Genomic DNA, 19,973 nt, shown 5'->3' on the forward strand with positions numbered 1-19,973 from the left:
GGCGACCGGACCGTCGTTGGTGCCGGTGATCGTGAAGGTCACCCTGGCATAGCTCAACGTTCCGTTCCCGAGGCGGATGGCGTAGACGAAGGAATCCGTCGCCGAATCTCCGACAGCGAGCGAGTTGATCTTCGCCAGGTAGTCCGGGTTGCTCCGGAAATCGATATAGACCTTGCCATTTGCAATCCAGATGCTCGCACCCCCCGCCGTCTTGTTTTCCGCGGCGGCGGCGCTGTCGCGCGCGACATTGACGTCGGTCGTCGATAGATCCTTCATGAACTCTTGCGGTGTTTCGACGCCGTCGTCCACAGAGAAAAGCGTCTTGGAATTCCCCCCCAGATCGTTGGCCATCACGTCCAGGCAGATCACTCCTTCCGTCTTTGTTTCATCAAAGGTGTACGTATCGTCCTTCGCCTGCGGCGCGTTGGAAAACGAAACCTGGTTGATGCCAAGATAGGAGTTGGTGGTACTGCTGGCCATGTTTCTCTCCTGCAAATCCGCCCATGAGGTGAGCGAAGCCGAAACCGTTATGAATGTCGGAACGACGGGGAGCGCCAGTGTAGAAGTTGACAGTCTTCTTGTAAGTGTTCGTTACAAAAACCAAGGGAAAATCCTAGGATATTCGTAGCGGCTGACTTGGTGGAGCAGCTCTCCGGACGGCGGAACCGTATTTGAGTACGTTCGTAGTATGCATTTGGAGAAGAAGGAGTGTGGCCGCCTGCACACCCAAAGATCGGCCCTGTGATCCACCGCGGTAGTTGCGGCGTTAGGCGTCTCATTGATCGGCCGGCCTCATACCCCTCCAAGCCTCAACAGTTGACTCCAGATCGCCAGCACCGCTGGGCCAAGCCTCCCGGAAGGGCTCACTGTGCTGGCTCAACGGTGCCGGCGCAATCCCTCGCTTACTCCCATGCACCCGCGTCACTGCCGCCGTCCGCGTGTACCGCAAACGCTTCTCTCGATTTGTTCCAGGTGCTTGTGCACCGTGCGCGAACTGATGGCAAGCAGCGTGGCTATAGCCACGTCGGTCTTGCCGGAGGCGAGCCAGCACATCGCATCCGCCTCACGTTGGGTCAGCGGCAGCGCCGGCAACAAGCTCAGACGTTCAGCCACGGCGAAATGCGGACAGCCCAGTCTGGATCAAGCGTCGCCCGCGGACTTGCAATCCGCCGCTTGAGAGTCATGCGCTACTGAATAAGTTGGGAGGCTGACTTCGAGTTCTGACCACGTGTAGCCATGCTGCAACTTCAGCCACGAGCATCGATGCGCTCTCCTCGGGGCGAACACCTTCGGCCGCAATCCAAGAAAACGCACGAGCGCTAACGTCCCCAATCCGGATGCTGCGAGGAAGACGAGGACTAGCTCCCAAGGAGAAGCCAAAGAGGGCAGCTGACGAGGAGCGAAATGCCGTGGCGAACGTCACGATTTGGTTGAGATCCGGCTTGTTCCAGTCAGGCGCCAAAACCCTGTACTTCACGTCCCCGACAGCCAAACTTTCCCCGAAGACTAGGTCTGGGTTCATCGAAAGTCCCGAGTCACCCAGCATCAGACGCCGCTTGGTGATCGCTGTGTCGGTCAGGCCGCTTTGGAGGATCGAGCGGAGGCCATCTTCAATGAGCTCTGGCGTCCTTACCAAGAACGCCCGCCCGAGACTTCGGCCCGATGCCACTGTGATGCCCAGGCCAGAGAGGACGAGCATCGAGAGGGGAAGCACATTGGAGTAGCTTTTAGAAAGCCGATCAACTCTAGCTCTCAGGTCCGCAACCCGTAAGGCGCCAACAGAATCCAAGCGGAACGCCACCTGACGCGCTCTCGCACGCGTAGCCACATCGATTCTGGCCGTGCTTGAAATTCTGAGGCACGCAGCCTTGACGATTCGATTCAAGGCGGTGTCCTCCGAGAACTCCTGGAAGTCGCACAGGGCGCGAGGCACTCCACTCGCTATGAGCAAAGCCGTTTCTAGGGGGAGGACACGTCCTCGAATCTCCTCGATGCCCTCGACGCAATCCGCGTAGTCGCTTAGCAGCCCGGAACGCAAGAGCTTCTCGGCGGCATCGACACACCACCGCGCGAGCACGATCGCAAAATCATTTCCTTGATCGAGAGCTACCCGAGCATCACTGAATCGTGGCGCGATTTCTGAACAGCTAGCGAGGAACGCAAAATGGTTGAAGGGGATCTTGGGCCTCACGCAAAACTGCTTAGCCCCTACGCTTACGACCCCGACTACGTCACGAAAACTGACACTGCATCTTCCGCCACGCAGACTCTCCACTGAAATCACCGAACGCGTTGGCTCGGAAGTAGAACTGCCCCACCAAGCAGCCTTGGCCGCAAGTTCCCGTCCGAGGGCAATGAGAGTATCGCCCTCCTCTTCTGTTAGCTGCAAAACCGCTACGCGAGATTCCGTCAGCTCGAATGTCTCAACTACTGGCAACACTGGGCCAGAACCTCTCACACGAAAACTCCGCAGCCAGCTCCGGCTGGTCGAAGAAGAACTCTTCGATGAGCGGAAACACCTTTCTCGTCCAAATTCCCTGTAGACCGGTAGGAGTGAGCCCTGGCCGCATAAAGAAGGCATGGCCGATCGTGTGATGTCGGTCGAGCGATATCCTCAGCGCATCATTCAGACTGAGGAATCCGTCGATGAGATCCGGAACTAGCAGATTCCCGTTCTGTTCATGAAACCGCTCAAGAATCGTCGGATCGGGTCCGAGCTCAAACACATCAAATCTGCGTCGCAAGGCGACATCGATGGAACGAATACTGCGGTCCGCCGTATTCATCGTCGCGATGAAGCGCAGGTTCCTCGGAAGCGAAAACGGACCTGAGTACTGCAGGTGAGCCACTTCGCCGCGGTACTCGAAAAGGAACATGAGCTCGCCCAGCACACGAGTCAGATTCGCGCGGTTCGCCTCGTCGATGATGATGACGTGATCTTCGCCATCGACGTCGACAACTTCCGTTCGCCTCATTCGATCCACGACGTCCAGAACGACGCCGTTCCTAAGCTCGAAACCAACAGCATTCTCTTTGGCGACCGGTCGCAGGCCTTCCATGAATGCCTCATAGCTGTAGCCCTGATGGAACTGCACAAACGTCACGTGTTCCGGTCGGTTCCCCGAAAGAAAAAGCGCGAGCTGACGAGCGACCCATGTCTTACTCGTGCCCGGCGGTCCGGCCAAGATGATCTGCGGCGCAGGGCCGCGCAGTGATTCGGTCAGTTCAGCGAGGAGCTCTCGCGAGAGCCCGGTTCTCGCTTCTAGCCAATCCATAGACAAGGCTTGTGCTGGAGCCGCTTCAATCTTGACTGATACTGAGCTGATGATCTCATTCGCCTCAGTCGCGGACTCATCAATAACGTAACCAAAGCTGTTCTGGTTGATAAGGTTCTCGGGCGTAGATAAACCGGGCGCGATCTCGAAGTCCTCCACACGCTTAGGTTCCGGAAAAACCTCGATGTTCCCAACCTTGAACCACGTCTTGCAAACATCCGATTGCCGCGGCCCTGATCGGGTTATCCCCTTCCACTCGTCGTAGGTTTGCTCCGGCCATGGCGACGCAATCCCGTCAGCGCCATTCACAGAGACATATTCGTCAACACGCAAACGAACACCGAGCCGACCGCGTCCTTGGTATCCGTACAAGAAGAATGGGGGCTTCAGTCGCCTTTTGGCTTCTTCCTTGAGAGGGAAACTCCACCAACTTGCCCAAGCTCCGTGTTCGCTGATGAAGCGCTTGATGCGGGCTGCCTCCTCCGGCAACTCGCGTGCAGTACCAATCAGGCTAAGAGCTCTCTCGTCGCGAAGTGCTGGCGCTGCGCTACCCTTCGCCTCATTCACGTAGCTCTCATACGTCTCTAGCAATGCCTCCAAGTCAGTGAGAAGCCGCCCGTCATCCGGAATCGCGTCGACCGGATAGTACTTAGAGGCAACAGTGGAAGCCTCGTAAAGCAGCCCGAGCCGCTGAGAAGTCGCCAAGTCGGTTCGCCCAGACAAGTCGAATCCCTTAGCACCGAGATGTTCGCACCGGCTCCGGATCTCATCGGCTCTCCTCCCTAGGATCTCCACCGCTTTGGCGCCATACTCCTTCTCCGCCGCAGTCACTCCCTGAGCAAGTTTGAGGTAGCAGCCCTGCCCATCTTCGCGGAAAAGGTAGACGACGTAGGTGCCACGCTGGGTCGTGCGCGTTTCGCGGTCATCGAGGAATGAGATCCATGGGATGGTCGCCCAATTACCCTTCCCGTAGGAGGCTACGACGCTTAGATGGCTGCGATGTTGCACCGTGGGTGCGTCTTGAAGGATTTTCCGCGCGCGTGAGAACAGCTCCTTGATCTCATGATGTCCTCCGAACGGCAGCGCCCGCCTTGCCGGCCCGTACCGCTCGAGGATTAGCCGAAGCGTCTCAGCGAGGGTTGACTCGCGCAGCCTGCTGACCAAGAACCCCCTTTCCGCCAAGAAGTCATTCGACTCCGGGCCACCGGAGAAGGAACCAACAGGTGCGCCAGTGGCCAGCGATATGATCTTCTTCGGGGGATACCGCTTGCCGTCGTGCACCAGAACCCACGCCTGGGCTTTGTTATCCTCCCAGCTGGACCACTCCGGAGAATTTCGAAGAGTGCGATCGAATTCATCGATAGCGCGTCGAACTGCCTCTGCGTCTACGTTTGGGATTGTCATATCAGAATGGGTGGGAGAACGCCCTTACTGTGCCATAGCGGGTCTGCTGGGGTCTGTGAAGCCGCGGCACGTCCTAACGCAGCCACTTAAGAACTTCTGAGCGCGTCCTGCCGCAGGGGTCGTTTAGGACGGACTGACAATCCGTCGGTAATGGTCTCGCTGCGCTGCACGGGAGAAGGGCTGCCGCCGGAGAGCGTCCAGGCTGCGCGTGGAGCGACGTGCCCTACCCGCCGCGCACGCGAGCCCCGCGCGATCTATCAACCCATCAAGCTGTCTTGAAATCGGCGACTGAAGCCTTAGATCCGATGCGACTTCTCAGGTAATCACGAACCCCGAGATCAGTGGCGTACACGAAGCAGCCCTTCATGCCACGGGTCATGAGTGTGCGATATGTATTACGGATGATGGCGTCTGCTTGCGCTTTTGCGGCGATCGGGTCGCGTTTGGCCATGCCGGCGTAGCCCTTCATCGTCTTGTCGTGACGTGCTCTGCCCCCTGGCACTGGTTCGAGCGAGGCTCCGGCGCTGACAAGGTCGGGGCCGATGATGACTCCAATGTAGTCGAGTTCAAGCCCCTGGCATGTGTGGATGCAGCCTACCTGGTCTACAGATTTGGGAGCGATCAACCAGAGGCTTCCGTCGTCGGTCAGGTTCCACTGACGCCGGTAAGACCCAATCACGATATCCACAGCACCGGAATTCTTCTTGCTCTTCCAGTCCCAGCAGTAACCCGCGACCACGCGCGCACGATTGCCATGATTCTTTGCTTGTACAGCCTCGTGCATCGCCGTGACGTCGTCGAACACTTGGAAGTCGTAGTCGATTCCGTCGAGAGTTGGATTGGCGGTCTCTCGGATCGCCAAGGTGTTGTCAAGCCAAGCCAGGTAGCCGTCTGACCCCGCGCACCGAAACTGCGAGCGGAGTGAGTGCTCTTCGACATGCGCTCCACGCATTTCGGCGTAGTCGCGAATCAACTGCTTCGACCCGACGTCTTTCAGCGTGACGCGTTGGTCTTCGTCGATGAAGAACACCGCGCATGATGCTGCACGGATGATCTCTTTGATCTGGTGGTCTCCCTCGTTGCCGTAGAAGCCGCTCTTTTCCGTGAGGCGGTGCGCTTCGTCGACGATCAGGGCGTCGAACGCTCCGTGGGGCGAGTTCACGAATGCACCAGACCCGGCAAACAGGTTTCGCAGGTGCGCGTTGCCGCGTCCTCCAAGCCTGTGACTGTAGACCTCGCGAGGGGCGGCGTTCCGCGACACGTACTTGACGTTCAAGCCGTCTTTCAAGGCGGCCAACAGGTTCACAGCTACTACTGACTTGCCGGTGCCCGGGCCACCTTCGATGATCACAACACGGGGGCTAGACTCTGTTGCTTGCCGTATCGCGGCACGAGCTGCCTCGAAGACTTCCTTCTGGTCGTCGATGAGGGTGAACTCCGCGTTCCCCTTCAGCAGCTTAGAAATTGAGTCAGCAAGCCCCTTCGAGGGGCGAATGCGCCCGTTCTCCAGTTTGTAGAGAACAGCTTTGCCGGCCCCGTGCTTAACGTGTTGTTTGATGAACGCCCGAAGGCGCTCGCGGTCCGCCTCGCCTTTCAGAAAAAGCGGAGCCTTTTCTACATAGGCGTGGTACTGAGGTGCATCAAGCACCCCCGAATGCGCGAAGTTGTGGAGATAGGCGCACGGGTGAAGTCCAATGCCGCCCTCATAGACGGCCTCATTAAACCCCTCCAAGAATGCTGCGTATGACCAGGCTTGATACGACGGATGGACCGTCGCCCGCTCGGCGCCTCCAAGGCGAGTGACAACCATGCCGTCGCTGCTGGTCGCCTGGGCTTCGGTCCAGCGTTTCAGTTCGACTACAACCGCCCGTCCGCGACCCTCAGCGTCAATACCAGCGAGCGTTACGTCGATGCGCTTCGAGCTCTGAGGAAGAATGAACTCGACTGCAACGCCTAAATCGTTCGGGATCTCCTCATCCCGAAGCACTTTCGCAAGCGCGTTAAGGGAGTCTCGCCACGATCCTAGCTCGCTCTGTCCGACCTTGCGCCCGGTGGCCGCTTGATAGCGCTCGTGGACCACCTGCTCGATATCATGGTGGTCGTTGTCGAACAGGAACTCACGCTTGTCCGCCTGGTAGACGATCATTCGGCCCGGCCCTCAGAAGACTTCCGACTCGATCCGCGGAACCTTTCTGCCGGGTATTTCGCAGCGTTCAAAGCGAGCTTGGCTTTAACAGCCGCATCAAGGTCGACACCAAGCACATCGGCAAGCCGTACGAGGTACAAAGTGACGTCTGCAATCTCGTCCCGAACAGCACTTGCAGTGCGGGGATCAGACGCGGCGCGACGGGATTCATCTTCCGTGGACCACTGAAAAAGCTCAGCGAGTTCTCCCAGTTCTCCCGTCAAGGCCATGACCAGGTTCTTGGGGGAATGGAACTGCTCCCAGTCGCGATCCTCTGCGAAACGGCGCAGCTCCGCCTGCAGTGGCCCGACTTCCAGCAAGGGGCTCGCCTTAGAGTCGCTCATGTCTGGTTTCTCCTGGGCTACATTCTCCCTGAACTCATCGTGGACCTAGCAATGGAGGTAGTACCGGTGGACCAGCTTCAGACTGAGTGTCTTTTTTGCTCCATTCCTCGCCAGCGAGTGATCGCAGAGAACGACCTTGCTTTCGCCATTCGAGATGCTTTCCCGGTCACTCCTCTGCACACGCTCGTCATTCCGAAGCGGCATGTGGTCGATTTCTTCGACATGACCGACGCTGAGACCGCGGCCAGCACGGGTCTCCTGCACGACTTGAAGGCGCTCATCATCCAGGAAGACGACTCCGTAAAGGGCTTCAACATTGGTATGAATGCAGGGGCAGCAGCTGGGCAGACCATCTTCCACAGCCACATACACCTTATCCCTCGTCGGCTCGGCGATGTTCAGGATCCGCGAGGCGGAGTTCGGCACCTGATCCCGGGCAAGGGCCATTACCAGGCCTGACCGTGGTTCCTGTTCCTCGGATCCATGCACAAGGTAACGCATCGGAGCCCACCCTAATCGATCAGTGGCGGGCGATCACCCTATTCGGTCGGAACGTAGCGAGCTACAAGTTCGCGCTTGAGGAGGCCCTCCTCACCTTACGACCGCCTGAAGGCAGCGTCGTCAAGCTAGGTGACTTGGCCGAGCCGTTCGCCATGGCGATCTGCCGTCACCTTAGGGTGGAGGACAAGCAGACGACGTCGCGTAGTAGTGCGTTTCTTGACGCATGCCGCCAGTTCAACGCCGGGGAGATAGAACGTTCCAAGCTGCTTTCGATAACGGAAGCTCGTGGCTTCAACAACGTTATCGACGCATTCCACATCGTCGCCGGTGCTGACGTACCAGATCGCTTCTTCCATGACGAACGCGGAACGAGTGACGGAGTCCGCGTCACAGACAACTTCAACCGCTTGCTAGAAGCCGCCGGCGGCGGCGATATCGGAAACGAGAACGAGGCTCGCTGGCGGCTGGTCGAAACGGCCTGGCGACTGGAAATCGGCAGTTCCATGCTGGCGACTTACGAGGAGACCACGGGGGCGCTCCTGTTGCCGGACCGTCACCGGCGACGCACGTCGGTCACGTCGTCGCGAGCCGCCCTGAACGGCTATCAGCAAGGTCGGTGCTTCTATTGCTCCTCGCAGATCTCGACTTCGGATCTCGCAACTCTCGCAGACGTTGATCACTTTTTCCCCCACACCTTGAAGCGGACAGAGATCGGCCAGGCTGTTGACGGCGTATGGAACCTCGTCCTCGCCTGCCGCTGGTGCAACAGAGGCTCAGGCGGCAAGTTCGACAAAGTGCCTGCCGAGTACTTACTTGAGCGCCTACACGCCCGCAACGAATTCCTGATTGGCAGCCACCATCCGCTTCGAGAGACACTGATCATGCAGACGGGGCTGACTGAGGGAGCGCGACGCTCATTCCTCCGTGACTTCGACGGCCGTGCTGTCCGGCACCTCGTACATCGGTGGAGACCCACATAGTAGGTCTCAAGCTGCCCACGTAGAGGCACCGAACCACTCCGTGGACCCGCGATCAGCCCAGAAGGGGGATGCGACCTGCGGACGTGCAATCCGTTGGTGAAATGCTGCCGTTGGGACAATACCCGTCCCAACGCCCACTCAGTCACAGCGGCTCTGTACATCGGAAACAGCCGACTCGTATTCATCTTGAGCATTCCGAGTCCGTCGGAACTCAATGCTGCAGTCGTCTGAAAGGTCGCCAGCTTCGGCGCAATTGCGGAGACGACGAGCATAGTCAGCGAGCTCGGACGCCGCCGAACGCGCCTCCGAAATTGCATCGCGACACTCTTGAGATTGACCCGAGCCGTCCTCCCTAGCCCTAAGAAGTTGGTGCACCTTCAGCACTTCCGTACGCTCTTGCGGAGAAAGCTGCTCAAGCTTCTTGCGGCCGCTCATAACCTCCTGGTAGTTACGAAGGCCACGCTGCATGTCCTGGGCCGAAGCAAGTTGACCCATTCCTAGAACAGCCACAGCCAAGACTGTAAGAAGCCACTTTGACATTTGGCGGAAACGGAGCAAGGGTGAACGATCTGCAAGCACCTAGTTGGGTCGGCAGTCGTTCTTTACTTCGGGACCCAAGACACCTTTGAGCGAATTACCGGCGTACTTGCGCTTCTTGCCATCCATAAAATCGATCTCCACAACATTAAATCTTCACACACTCAGTCGTAGCGTTGTACCAGACCGGATCCCAGCCGCGCCAAGCTGCCTCCTCACCACTTCGAAAGGGTCCTGTAGCCCGAATCCATGTTGTCGAATGGGAACCGATACGAGTCCGGAATACGTCGCCAACCGCGTTGTAGGGCGTCACTTGCAGTCGAATATACTTGATCGCCGACGACTTGTTCGGGTTCACAAAACGAGCCTCCAACTCCACTCCCCCAGCAGAATTAACTTCTTCTATACCGAAGAATTCAACGACATGTACAGGATCACGTGCCGGCAGTGTCGGAGTGAAGTTACCTGTGTCAAGCGAGGACGGGCTCTTGACGAGCGATGAACTATTCGCAGCGTCGAGCAAGCACTTGGCGACGGCGGCTCGCCGGGCAGCGCCTTCACCAAGGAAGTTCATCTCGGCCTCGCACTCGAGAGCTGACTTTGAGGCAAGTGACGCGCCCGACATACCCACAGCCAAGATGAACAACAATGGCCGAAACATCACGCCTCCAATAAAGATGAGCAAGCATTGTAGGCTCAAGCCTTAGCCGGATCTGCCAGACCGTAAGGAGCAAGATCCAAGCTTCCACTGGTGCGCTCAAACTCCGGAGCTCGCGGGACGTGCATGCAACGGCTAGAGGCAGCAGAGATTCAGTGCCCGAGTGGGCGTCACCTTCTCGGGCCCTCTTGCGTACGGCTGAAAGTGCACGTCCACCAGTCGTCCGCTGTCTGTCGACGTGATCCTTCCGCCATCCGCGCCCCTCCCTCTCCCGACCGTTCTACTTTCAAGCAACACTCAGGGTCGCCAAGCTTGACTGTGCAGGCAAGTTCGGAACACAGTCTCGTTAACCAACTGAGAGTTTATCTTGGAATTATTCGCCCTCTGGTTGCTATTCTCCGTCGTCACTTGGATTGCAGCGTCGTCTCGGGGACGATCTGGATTCGGATGGTTCCTGCTGTCGCTGCTTATTTCGCCACTGATTGCAATTATCCTTATCCTGATCCTTCCTAATCTCAAGAAAGAAGCCGAAGCAGCAGCGGGCGCCCCCAATCCCAAGACGCATGTCAAGTGTCCCGACTGCCGCGAGTTCGTCCTCCGAGATGCTCGCAAGTGCAAGCACTGTGGCACTACGCTCGTCCCACAATGAGCAGTTTGCGACCCGTAGCTGGTTTAGCCTGCTATAGCCATCCGCTGGGGCTGCACAGGTAACATCATCTTTACCAGCTTCGAAGAGCGCTCGCGAGACTCCGGCCTCTGCAGACCTCCGGACCTGAGGCACAGGTCAGTTGCTCACGAGCATTCCTCGGCTTGGGTGTTCGACAGTCTTAAACGTGACGAACTCGTGCTCGGAGATCCGTTCTGGGCAAAGAGGTCACCACCCTTTGCCTCAGGCGGTCGTGACGAAGGAAGCCCTGCACAGTGAGTGCTCGGCCCTTTTCGGAACGTCGATCACTGGAAAGTTCTTCCTGTCGACACGTCCAAGTACCACCGGTTGTTGCGATGCATGCCACCACAATACGTAAAGTAGACTCCGGCGCCTTTCTGTGTGGACTTCGACCAGCCGCCGTTGTCCTTGAAGTCCTGGAGCTTGCAACGACCGGAATCAATGAGCGCCTGTGACGCTTTGAGGAATGTCGCCGAGTGCTTTCCGAACTGATCCGAGTCCTTCAGAGCTTGTCCGAGAGGTGTACCGCCGCCTGCAACGTTGTCATCTGGAGGGCGCGTTGGGCTCAAGCTGCTGGCAGGAACCCATCGTGCCACCTGACCACTCAAGCCCTCCACCCGGCCGTCGTAGTAACGGGAGACCCGGGCCCAGCCCCCCTTGACCTCCTCAACAGAAACCTTCTGGCGTTTGTACAGCGTATTCGTGCTCTTCCCAGACTCGCTGGGCGCGAGCCGCTCCGGCACCTGTTCAAGGCTCACGTAGTAGTCGCCAGGTTTCGTTGCCGCGGCGGAAGTCACAGACGCCGCCGCCCAAAGAACGGCGGATACGACAGCTTGTCGCCTCCAATTGATGGTATCCATGAATGCAATGTAGCCCGGGACCTAACACAGTCGTTCTGGTAGAAACCATGCAGTAAATACCCAACGTGGACATGCGGTTCCAAGCTACGCGCGATGAAGCCCTGCACATGCCGCCAGGCGCGGACTGAGAGTCCGGTGGTCGTAAATCGGTTCGGCCAGCCAGTAGCATTGGGGACTCGGTGTCCACTTCCAACCGAATTTGCGGACCTAGCGCCCGTCGCGCATACGTCTCGACTGCTCGCAGAAAGTTGAGGTATGGCTTCAACCCCTCGGCGCTGCAGAAGCAATAAGCGTGTACTCTATGCCGCGCTGGCGAAATTGATCCTGCATCCAAGCCACTGTTTTCAGGACGGTAACCACCTGAGCAACAGCCAACCTCTTCTTCATATCAGCCTCTCCCCAGGGAATGGTGTGCTGCCGTCTTTCACCCGACGGACCAACACCCTCGAGCAAGAGCTCGAACTGCTCGCAGGGGACGAACCCACCACCGCCTGCAAGATCATCAACTGAACGCCTCAAAGCATCAAATGCATTCTGCTCGATCTTGTACTTCCGGCGATGAGAATAGCGATTGCGGATCGTGTTAACGCGATCTAGCACCTCTGCAAAGGATTTATCGAGCCCAAGATTCACGCACACTGACAGTTTTGTACTGAACGGGACAAACGTACCTGCGAACAGATCTTCGGTGCCAGTGAGCCGGGCAGCCCAAATGTTCAGAAACTCTTCGAGTATCAGATGCGCGCGAAGCACGACTGTCTGCTCATCAAGAGCATTCACAATGGTGAGGTAGTCCTCGGGATCGAACACGCGAGCGAAGTCGCCGCCGACCTCCACATGCGTTGGGCCAGGACCCAAATTAAGCAACATTTTAGTTGACGTCATTGCAAATTCTCGTTCGAATCGGGTTCATCAACTTCGCCTCCGCTGGTGTCGGTCTGCTCTTGGTCGGTATCATCGGCTCCTAATTGGATCTGGTCTGACGCCAGTGCCGGCTTTGCCACAACTGGGGGTACCGAGTTAACATAGATAATCCAGTTCTTGAACGTCTCGATATCGACGCGGAGACCAACCTCCTGAGCAGTTGCACTTACCGTATGAGACTGCACCGGCTGCTCGTCTACTCGAAGCTCACGAATGACTGCGCGACGGCACGAGTTCTGGCTAACCAGATAGATTTCAGCACCTACATCGACCCGGCAACTCTCGAGCGGTGCAACGCAGACTGCGCGCTCGTTGGTTTTCACGAAAGTTATTTTTCCGGCACGCGACCACTGACCATGCTCCTCATGCCACTTCAATGACGATAGAGTCAGCGCCTCCACCAGTGCTTCGGAAAGCTGCCGAATAAAGTCAGCATACGCGATGAGCAATTCTTCACCCAACACCTGGCTGACGCGCCTTGTTGCGTGCGATGCTTCATTCCGGAGCTCTACGAAAGCAACCAAGCAACGGTCGACACTTGAATGCCCAAGCACAACAAGGCTGTCGTGTCTGGATATTCGGTGCTGTTTCAGCCATTCAGCGATCTGTATCTTGATCCCGCAACCGCGGAAGATCGCCGCGAGCTCGTCAACTCGCAAATTTCTATCATGCAGCAGAAACGCATCTGGATAAAGCGTGTAGCCGCGCACCCCGGACAACGCGGCGTGATATTCACGGATGATTGCACTCGCTGACAGGCTCTCATACCGACGACCATCCAAGTTTTGTAGCAAATAGCCGATTCCATTTCGATAACCCACCTGTACTTCATCAGGAAGATCTGGATAAGGAACTAGCTGACAAAGGTCTGCAAGCCACTCCGAAACACAATCATGCACGAGCGATTCATAGACCTGGTAAAGCCTCGTTACCGTCGTCGAGTAATCCAATCGCCTCCACTCGTCGAGAGGAGGGCTCCTTGGCAACTCGGGCGGGAGCACACCCCCACCAGCAACGAACCTCCGCGCAGAGAGGTTGAAGGTAAGACTGTCCTTGAGGGCGTCGATAGCCTTCAAAGCACCGGTTAGCGGCACGTGAAACATCTAGACCTCAGCCAGCATTTCTCGGTAGAGTCGAAGACGATCAAGCAAATCTCGCTTTGTGCTCTTCCGGCCGGTGAATGTGCCGGGCTCATGCCGTTCGAAAAGCTCCTTAGTCCGGGTTAGAACGAGCTCGCGCTGTGCAAGTAGTACGTTCCGCTTCCGAAGATTCCAAGAGATTCCCGTTAGAACACAATCGGCGAAGCCTTTGTTTGGCGCACTAGCCCACTGACGTGTATCGGCATCCCACGGTCGGAATAAATGCTCCCCATAGATTTCGGCGGCTACATGCATCACATCAGTGAAAACGTCATGCAGCAGGCTCAGGTCTGCTGGCGTCGATGCTTGCATTTTGAACATATAATTATCCAAAAACTGCTGAAGCGGACCCTCGATTGCATCTGCGTGACGCAGGGCAAAGAAACGAAGCACAACTTCAAGGTCGCCCATTTTCTGGAACATCAGGTTGCGTTTTGCTTGCGACTCGTCCAGTGGAATCTTCCATGCCTCTCGGAACTGTTCTTGCTGAGCCAAGCTGTGCAGAAGCTGGTTGAAATCCGACGCGAATAGAGCATTCCGGATCTCTTGTCGCTCAAGTCGTACCCCCCCCCTGTTTAAGCGATCAAAGACTACGCGCCGAATGAGCGAAACTTCTCTATCGTCTGTCGCGGACTCCTTCAAAAGGACAATTGAAGATAGGGACCTTCGATCTATTCCCGCTCGGATCTTCTCAGGGAGCGTTGTGTACGTTCGTCCCTCGAGCTCCGGCCAGTACTCAAGATTTGTTAACCTGAAATCGTCCTCGTAGAAGTCCTTCAGTGCGCTAATCCGTTGCTGCCCGTCCATGACCTCGTATTGGTTGAACTCTTTTTCATACAAGAATACCGGAGGCACCGGAATATTCATGATAAAAGATTCAATTAGAAGGCTTTTTCGTTCAACTGACCAGCGCTCACGGCGCTGGTAGAAGGGAGCCAGTTCGATGTAGCCTGGCTTTCTCAGCGACTCTACGAATACGGACAGGCGTTCGCGATTTGTCTCGATCAAAATCCGACCTTCACCACTAACGTAACGATCGTTGATCTGTTCATCGCTCAGCCCTCCTGGAGAGGAGTGCTCTTCATCGTCGAAGATGCGTTCTTCGATAGGCGCAAGGTGGTGCATTTCAGATTCTTTCGGAGCGCAGCTTGGGCTCGGCTGCATCGCATGCGGTAAACAAACGGAAGCTGCGAGAGTCTACTCACCTGCTCAGCACCTCCACTTGAGGGCCGCCCCGGGTTTGCAGCTTGGCGGCATGCTGAAGGCCGTGACTAGAAACTGCATGCACGGAGAACGCTGGTTAATTTAGAGGTCGCATAGGCACTTCGGTGTACTCGAGCATTCCTATCCGAGTTAAGCGTGTGCCCTGCTCTGGCATGCGCGGCTGACATCGGCGGCGGCGCTCTCGGACACGGTGTAACTGTGCATATCCGGCCTCGGCGGCAGCGCGGGCTCGGTGCGAGTTGGATGCTGGGGTGTCCTATTGCCCTGAGCCGGGCCCGTGAGGTGACCTTCCCGTTTCTCGTTGAGCCTTAGGCGGCGCGCCGAAACGGACGGACAATCCGGCGGTCGCGCCCTCCTGTGCCTTCCTATCCCTGCGACATCTCGCGCAGCCGGCTGATGCGTGGACGCAGCTCATTCACAAACGCGTTCAGGGTTGCTCGCAACCATTCGCGACGCTCGTCGTCGTTTGCGAACTCCCCCCAGTCCTTCTGAATCGAAAGACGGCTTCCGGGCACGAACTCAACTCCTTCTGGGAGCTCCGCAAGAATGGAGTCGATGTCTGGCTCTAGCGCTTGGAGCAGCTGCAGTAGCGGCAACTCGCGACCGCGCAAGCTCACTCCAACCCTTGCCTTCGGCCCAGAAGTTCTATAGGCCAGCAACCATGTCCCCGGCCATGGGAGCGATCCTCGAATGTTGTGAATCCAGTAGTACCGGAAATTGGGCTGTTCTGGATCATCCAGCTTCGCTGCGAGAACGGGTGCCCACCAAGCCTCCGCTGAAGCCTTCTCCGCTGGATCGATAGACGCCGGTTCGGAGTCCGTGGACTCGCTCGGATCGACCTCTTTGAGGGTGGTCTCGCCTGACTCCTCTCGCACCACGATTACAGTCCGTTCGATGATCTGCGTCCTTACGAGTGTCCGAGGCTGAACCAGCAGTTCGCCTCGCGGTCCTCGGTAGATCGCAACCTCAAACATCCCGAACGAATAACCCGAGGTGGCGTTCCGGTTGATCAGCTCACCGAGGGCTTTTACATCCTCCCGAATGCCATCACCAGCGATGAGCAACTGGAATCTGCCACCTCGAAGGGCGCGAGCCACGGCATCTGCAAACTGGTGCTCCGAGAGCTCGGGATGTCGACTGTGAACCCGAGAGAACACGGGCAGTTCGTCGCTGCTGGTCCTAGCGCTCACCTGCCTCTGAAAGTCAGCATACGACCATGTGGAGAGCTCCTTCGCATAGTCGAGCACCTGTGCCACGACCTTGCGGCGCGCCTCAGGATTTCGCCAAAGCTTGCACTCGACCAGTGTGAGCCGTCCATGCCGATCGATGAACACGTTGTCGATCGGCCCCGCCGGCGTGCGCAGCTCTGTACAGACGGGAATCAGCGGTCCGAAGCTTGGGTCGATCTCACCGATCGGAATCAGCGAAGGGTTGGCGTGCAGGAGGTCGCGCAGCCACGCCTCGTTCCGCCCTCCGGTGTCTCCTAGCGGTAGCCGCTGCCAAAGCTGGGGAGTTCCCGCCCCTCCGTCCACCTGAACAAACTCGCCGTATGACACGTTCTCTCCTGGTCAATGCGGCACATGCCGTTGCAAGCTGACCGCGGAAGCAGAATCTACCAAGAGCCGTGCTACAGCGTGTTCGTCGGAAGGCCTGCCTGCAGACATGCCCCGGCTAGTGGATCTAGACCACCGCGGATTCGGCTGACTGAATCCGCTATCCGACGCTAACCAAGAGCCCGGAGACCGTGCCCGCCCGCCTGGTGCCCTTTAGGCCACGACGACCGCCATCCCCGGGCGAGCAGGCGATCTAGGTTCGGCTGTCACGCCCCTTCGGCTTACACGAACCGAGGTTCAGGTCGTTGATTCACTGCGTCGCAAACTGAAGAAGCGAGCTTGGTGTAATCTCGCGTCTAGCGGTGTCTAGATGCGCTGACAGGTGAGCTGGCCCGGGCTGTTAATCCGTAGGTCCCTGGTTCGAGCCCAGGTCGGGGAGCCAAAAAACAGCAAGGCCCCGCACGCAAGTGCGGGGCTTTCGCCTTTCTGAACGTGACGAAAACGGGGCGGGTCCACCCTGTTCCGTCCGACCTCCTCCCCGTTCGATCATTCGATCGCAAGGGACGGCTACTCCCTCGCCGCATCGGCCAACATCGCTTCCGTCCTTTTGCCGGCCCGATCCACTACCCAGCCGCACCCAGCCCCGAGACCATCTCCAGCAACTGCGGCCCCACCTCGCCCTCTAACTGCCCCGGCTTCACGACCGAAGCGCCGAGCACGCAGTTGAAGACGAACAGGTCACCGCGCGCCTCGTGGCGATACGGCACCCCTACGGTGCAGACGTCCGGCCTGTACTCGCCATAGGAGAAGCAGAACCCGAGCCGGCACCAATCCTCGATGGCCTGCTGCGCCGAGGCGTTGTAGGTGCGGTAGGCCTCGGGCGCTTTCACGCGAATCTCGTTCAGCAGCGTTCCGCGTTCGTGCGGCGACAGCCCCGCGAGATAGGCGCGGCCATTGGCAGTCGCGATGATCGGGTGCGACATCCCGATATCGGACCACCGCTGCGCCTGCGGTGACCGGCTTCGGCTCGTCTCCACGTAGACGATGCTCAAGCGATCGCGCATGCCCAGAGAGACCGAGCCGCCGATCTTTTCAGCAAGCTTTCGCATCGGAAAGCGCACCACCTGCCGCAGCGGAATGTTCGCGAGCAAAGGATAGGAGATGGTCAGCACCGCGGTGCCCAGCCGGTACCTGCCGGTGTCGCGGTCGGGCTGCAGGTATCCCAGCTGAGTGAGTGTGTAGGTGAAGCGCGAGACGGTCGGCTTCGACAGACCAGTGCGGTCGGCCAGCTCCCGATTGCCGAGCACAGGCTGCTCTGGCGTGAAGCAGCGCAACAGCTCCAGGCCGCGCGCAAGCGTCGTGGCGAACTGCCGGTCGCCTTCGATGTCCGGGTTGTGCGCAAGCATGCGTCAGCATAGTCAAACAGCGTTCTGCATGTCAAAACAGACATGCAGCTTGCGCAGGCTGCGGCCTAGCATTGGTTGCACCAAAGGAGACACACGCATGAACCCCATCAAGCACGTGCTGGCCGCAATGGTGAGCGTTGCTGCCCTGGCCACTCCATTGCACGCCATGGCCGCAGACGCCTATCCGACGCGGCCGATCCGGCTGCTGGTTCCATTCGGGCCCGGCGGCATAACCGACCTGATCGCACGGCAACTGGCGCAAGGCATGGGTGCCAAGCTCGGGCAACAGATCGTGGTCGAGAACAAGCCCAGCGCCGGGCATATCGTGGCCATGCAGACGACCGTGCAGGCAGCGCCCGACGGCTACACCGTCATGCTCGGCTCCAACACCGGCCTGACCGTGGCCCCCCACATGTACAAGGACCTCGGGTTCGACGTCGGCAGCCTGCAGCTGATCGCGCCGGTCATTACCGCCCCCACAGTGCTCGTCGCCCGACCCGAGTACCCGGCGAACAACATGGCCGACCTGGTGCGAATTGCCAAGAGCAAGCCCGGCGGCATCAACTATGCGTCGTTCGGCGCCGGCTCGAGTGCCCACCTGGGCATGGAAATCATCAAGAAGGACTTGGGACTCGAGGCCACGCACGTGCCCTACCGCGGCGATGCGCCGGTCTACACCGCCCTCATGGGCAAGCAGGTGGATGTGGGCTTCATGACCATGTTCAGCGCCAAGCAGCGGCTGGAGACGGGCGAGCTGAAGGCGCTTGCCACCCTGCAGGCCGAGCGCATGCCGGGATATCCGTCAATCCAGAGCACCGTAGAGGCAGGCGCGAAGAACTCCAACTTGCCGGTGTGGATCGCCCTGTTCGCGCCGCCCGGCACATCGCCCGCGATCATGACCAAGCTCGAGGAAGTCACCCGCTCGGTCGTCGCCTCCGATGAGTTCGGTCAGTTCCTGCGCAGCCGCGGAGCCGAGCCGATGACGATGACCAACGCCCGGATGCACGAGTTCATCAAGTCGCAGTCGGCAAAGATCGAGCCGATCGTCCAGGAAATCGGTTTGAAGCCGGGACAGTGAGGCAGGCCGGGATGCGCGTCATAATTGCGGGCTGCGGCATCGGCGGGGCCACCCTTGCGCTGGCACTTCAGCGTTTTGGCATCGACTGTGTGGTGCTGGAGCAGGCGCAACGCCTGGAGGAAGTGGGCGCCGGGGTGCAACTGAGCCCCAATGGCGTCGTGGTGTTGAAGCACCTCGGGGTCCATGAGGCGCTTGCCACCGTGGCGTTCGAGCCGCGTGAATTGTTGTACCGCGACTGGCAGTCGGGGGAAGTGCTCATGCGCAACCCGCTGATGCCGCAGATCGGCGTGCACTTCGGCTCTCCCTACTACCACGCACACCGTGCCGACCTGATTGCCGTGCTCACCGGCGCACTGGATGCGGCGCGCGTGCGCCTGGGATGCAGGATCACGGCGGTTGAACAGGTGGGCGACCGCGTACGTGCGCGTCTGGGCGACGGACGCTGCGAGGAAGGCGACGTTCTCGTGGGAGCCGATGGCATTCACTCCCTGGTGCGCACGCAGCTGTTCCAGGCGGATGCGCCGCACTCTTCCGGCTGCGTGGCATGGCGCGGGCTGGTGGACGCGGACGCGGCCCGGCACCTGAACATCAGCCCGTCTGCGCATGTGTGGATGGGCCCGGGCCACAGCGCAGTCATCTACTACGTGTCCGGCGGCCGCAAGATCAACTGGATCTGCATCGGAAGCTCTCCCGAGAACCGCAAGGAGTCCTGGTCCGCGACGGCGACGGTGGAGGAAGTCCTGCAGGAGCACGCCGGATGGAACGAGGAAGTGCTCGGACTGGTCCGGCTCACCGCCAAACCGTTCGTGACCGCGCTGTACGACCGCAACCCGCTCACCTCGTGGGTCCGCGGGCGCATCGCTTTGCTGGGGGACTCCGCGCACGCGATGCTTCCCTACCATGCGCAGGGTGCGGTGCAGAGCATGGAAGACGCCTGGGTGCTGGCGCGCGTGCTGCAGCTCGAGAGCGACCCGGAGCGCGCCCTCGCGCGCTACCAGGCCCTTCGCCTGGACCGCGCCACCCGGGTGCAGGCCCAATCGCGGTCCGCCGAAGAGCGGTTCCACATGAGCGATGCGGCGCAGGTTGCCGAGCGCAACGCGAAGTTCCGCAAGTACGACGCGCAGTACAGCGGCACGTTCCTGCCGCAGCAGGAGTGGCTTTTCGGCTATGACGCCGATGCCGCCGCACGCGGCACCGACGACGCATGGCGCTCCCTTCGCGCGTGGTGAGGAGAACCC

Annotated in this window: 16 protein-coding genes; 4 read left to right on the forward strand and 12 right to left on the reverse strand. The window is 58.9% G+C overall.

The genetic code is table 11. From position 1 onward, the window contains the following. The 6 genes from WG922_RS16735 to WG922_RS16760 all read right to left on the reverse strand — a co-directional run. Positions 1-480 (reverse strand): VCBS domain-containing protein (locus tag WG922_RS16735; RefSeq protein ID WP_340283909.1); only part of this gene is annotated, 480 nt, incomplete at its 3' end. Between the two features lie 441 nt (positions 481-921). Next, positions 922-1,113 (reverse strand): LuxR C-terminal-related transcriptional regulator, encoded by a 192-nt coding sequence (locus WG922_RS16740; RefSeq protein WP_340283910.1) that lies wholly within the window; start codon positions 1,111-1,113, stop codon positions 922-924. A gap of 67 nt (positions 1,114-1,180) precedes the next feature. Beyond that, entirely contained in the window at positions 1,181-2,458 is a 1,278-nt protein-coding gene (locus WG922_RS16745) for a 5-methylcytosine restriction system specificity protein McrC (protein WP_340283911.1), read from the reverse strand. Continuing rightward, entirely contained in the window at positions 2,424-4,679 is a 2,256-nt protein-coding gene (locus WG922_RS16750; RefSeq protein WP_340283912.1) for an MrcB family domain-containing protein, read from the reverse strand. Before WG922_RS16750 ends, WG922_RS16745 begins: the two co-directional genes overlap by 35 nt. Before the next feature lie 265 nt (positions 4,680-4,944). Then, complete coding sequence (locus WG922_RS16755; RefSeq protein WP_340283913.1) at positions 4,945-6,825, reverse strand: DNA/RNA helicase domain-containing protein; 1,881 nt, start codon at positions 6,823-6,825, stop codon at positions 4,945-4,947. After that, on the reverse strand, positions 6,822-7,208 hold the full coding sequence (locus tag WG922_RS16760; protein ID WP_340283915.1) for a nucleotide pyrophosphohydrolase: 387 nt from the start codon (positions 7,206-7,208) through the stop codon (positions 6,822-6,824). The genes WG922_RS16755 and WG922_RS16760 overlap by 4 nt, the downstream gene beginning before the upstream one ends. Positions 7,209-7,274: 66 nt before the next feature. Between WG922_RS16760 and WG922_RS16765 the strand changes: the two genes are divergently transcribed. Continuing rightward, complete coding sequence (locus WG922_RS16765; protein WP_340283916.1) at positions 7,275-7,667, forward strand: HIT family protein; 393 nt, start codon at positions 7,275-7,277, stop codon at positions 7,665-7,667. Between the two features lie 176 nt (positions 7,668-7,843). Then, positions 7,844-8,689, forward strand: coding sequence for a hypothetical protein (locus WG922_RS16770; protein ID WP_340283917.1), 846 nt, complete (start codon positions 7,844-7,846; stop codon positions 8,687-8,689). 2,146 nt (positions 8,690-10,835) lie between these two features. Here WG922_RS16770 and WG922_RS16775 read toward each other — a convergent pair. From WG922_RS16775 to WG922_RS16800, 6 genes are all read right to left on the reverse strand, one after another. After that, positions 10,836-11,411, reverse strand: coding sequence for a hypothetical protein (locus tag WG922_RS16775; protein ID WP_340283918.1), 576 nt, complete (start codon positions 11,409-11,411; stop codon positions 10,836-10,838). A gap of 261 nt (positions 11,412-11,672) precedes the next feature. Beyond that, positions 11,673-12,296 carry a hypothetical protein gene (locus tag WG922_RS16780; RefSeq protein WP_340283919.1) on the reverse strand — a complete coding sequence of 208 codons (624 nt, stop codon included), beginning with the start codon at positions 12,294-12,296 and terminating at the stop codon, positions 11,673-11,675. Continuing rightward, complete coding sequence (locus WG922_RS16785; protein ID WP_340283920.1) at positions 12,293-13,438, reverse strand: hypothetical protein; 1,146 nt, start codon at positions 13,436-13,438, stop codon at positions 12,293-12,295. Before WG922_RS16785 ends, WG922_RS16780 begins: the two co-directional genes overlap by 4 nt. Beyond that, positions 13,439-14,599: a DUF262 domain-containing protein gene (locus WG922_RS16790; RefSeq protein WP_340283921.1), complete on the reverse strand. Its 1,161-nt coding sequence runs from the start codon at positions 14,597-14,599 to the stop codon at positions 13,439-13,441. A gap of 464 nt (positions 14,600-15,063) precedes the next feature. Beyond that, positions 15,064-16,254, reverse strand: a complete 1,191-nt coding sequence (locus WG922_RS16795; protein ID WP_340283922.1) for a hypothetical protein — start codon at positions 16,252-16,254, stop codon at positions 15,064-15,066. Between the two features lie 620 nt (positions 16,255-16,874). Beyond that, complete coding sequence (locus WG922_RS16800; RefSeq protein WP_340283923.1) at positions 16,875-17,657, reverse strand: IclR family transcriptional regulator; 783 nt, start codon at positions 17,655-17,657, stop codon at positions 16,875-16,877. A gap of 97 nt (positions 17,658-17,754) precedes the next feature. Here WG922_RS16800 and WG922_RS16805 point away from each other — a divergent pair, with 97 nt between their 5' ends. Both WG922_RS16805 and WG922_RS16810 read left to right on the forward strand, forming a co-directional pair. Then, the gene (locus WG922_RS16805; protein ID WP_340283924.1) at positions 17,755-18,735 is read left to right on the forward strand and encodes a Bug family tripartite tricarboxylate transporter substrate binding protein; all 981 of its coding nucleotides are present in this window, start codon (positions 17,755-17,757) and stop codon (positions 18,733-18,735) included. A gap of 11 nt (positions 18,736-18,746) precedes the next feature. After that, on the forward strand, positions 18,747-19,964 hold the full coding sequence (locus WG922_RS16810; protein WP_340283925.1) for an FAD-dependent monooxygenase: 1,218 nt from the start codon (positions 18,747-18,749) through the stop codon (positions 19,962-19,964). The last annotated feature ends 9 nt before the right edge of the window (positions 19,965-19,973 follow it).

The organism is Ramlibacter sp. AN1015 (genome assembly GCF_037726105.1).
Taxonomy (GTDB): Bacteria; Pseudomonadota; Gammaproteobacteria; order Burkholderiales; family Burkholderiaceae_C; genus Ramlibacter.

Excerpts from the sequence above, each read along its gene's own strand:
- WG922_RS16800 (WP_340283923.1), bottom strand. The coding sequence starts at position 17,657 with ATGCTTGCGCACAACCCGGACATCGAAGGCGACCGGCAGTTCGCCACG.
- WG922_RS16810 (WP_340283925.1), top strand. The coding sequence starts at position 18,747 with ATGCGCGTCATAATTGCGGGCTGCGGCATCGGCGGGGCCACCCTTGCG.
- WG922_RS16780 (WP_340283919.1), bottom strand. The coding sequence starts at position 12,296 with ATGACGTCAACTAAAATGTTGCTTAATTTGGGTCCTGGCCCAACGCAT.
- WG922_RS16760 (WP_340283915.1), bottom strand. The coding sequence starts at position 7,208 with ATGAGCGACTCTAAGGCGAGCCCCTTGCTGGAAGTCGGGCCACTGCAG.
- WG922_RS16805 (WP_340283924.1), top strand. The coding sequence starts at position 17,755 with ATGAACCCCATCAAGCACGTGCTGGCCGCAATGGTGAGCGTTGCTGCC.
- WG922_RS16750 (WP_340283912.1), bottom strand. The coding sequence starts at position 4,679 with ATGACAATCCCAAACGTAGACGCAGAGGCAGTTCGACGCGCTATCGAT.
- WG922_RS16790 (WP_340283921.1), bottom strand. The coding sequence starts at position 14,599 with ATGCACCACCTTGCGCCTATCGAAGAACGCATCTTCGACGATGAAGAG.
- WG922_RS16755 (WP_340283913.1), bottom strand. The coding sequence starts at position 6,825 with ATGATCGTCTACCAGGCGGACAAGCGTGAGTTCCTGTTCGACAACGAC.
- WG922_RS16775 (WP_340283918.1), bottom strand. The coding sequence starts at position 11,411 with ATGGATACCATCAATTGGAGGCGACAAGCTGTCGTATCCGCCGTTCTT.
- WG922_RS16785 (WP_340283920.1), bottom strand. The coding sequence starts at position 13,438 with ATGTTTCACGTGCCGCTAACCGGTGCTTTGAAGGCTATCGACGCCCTC.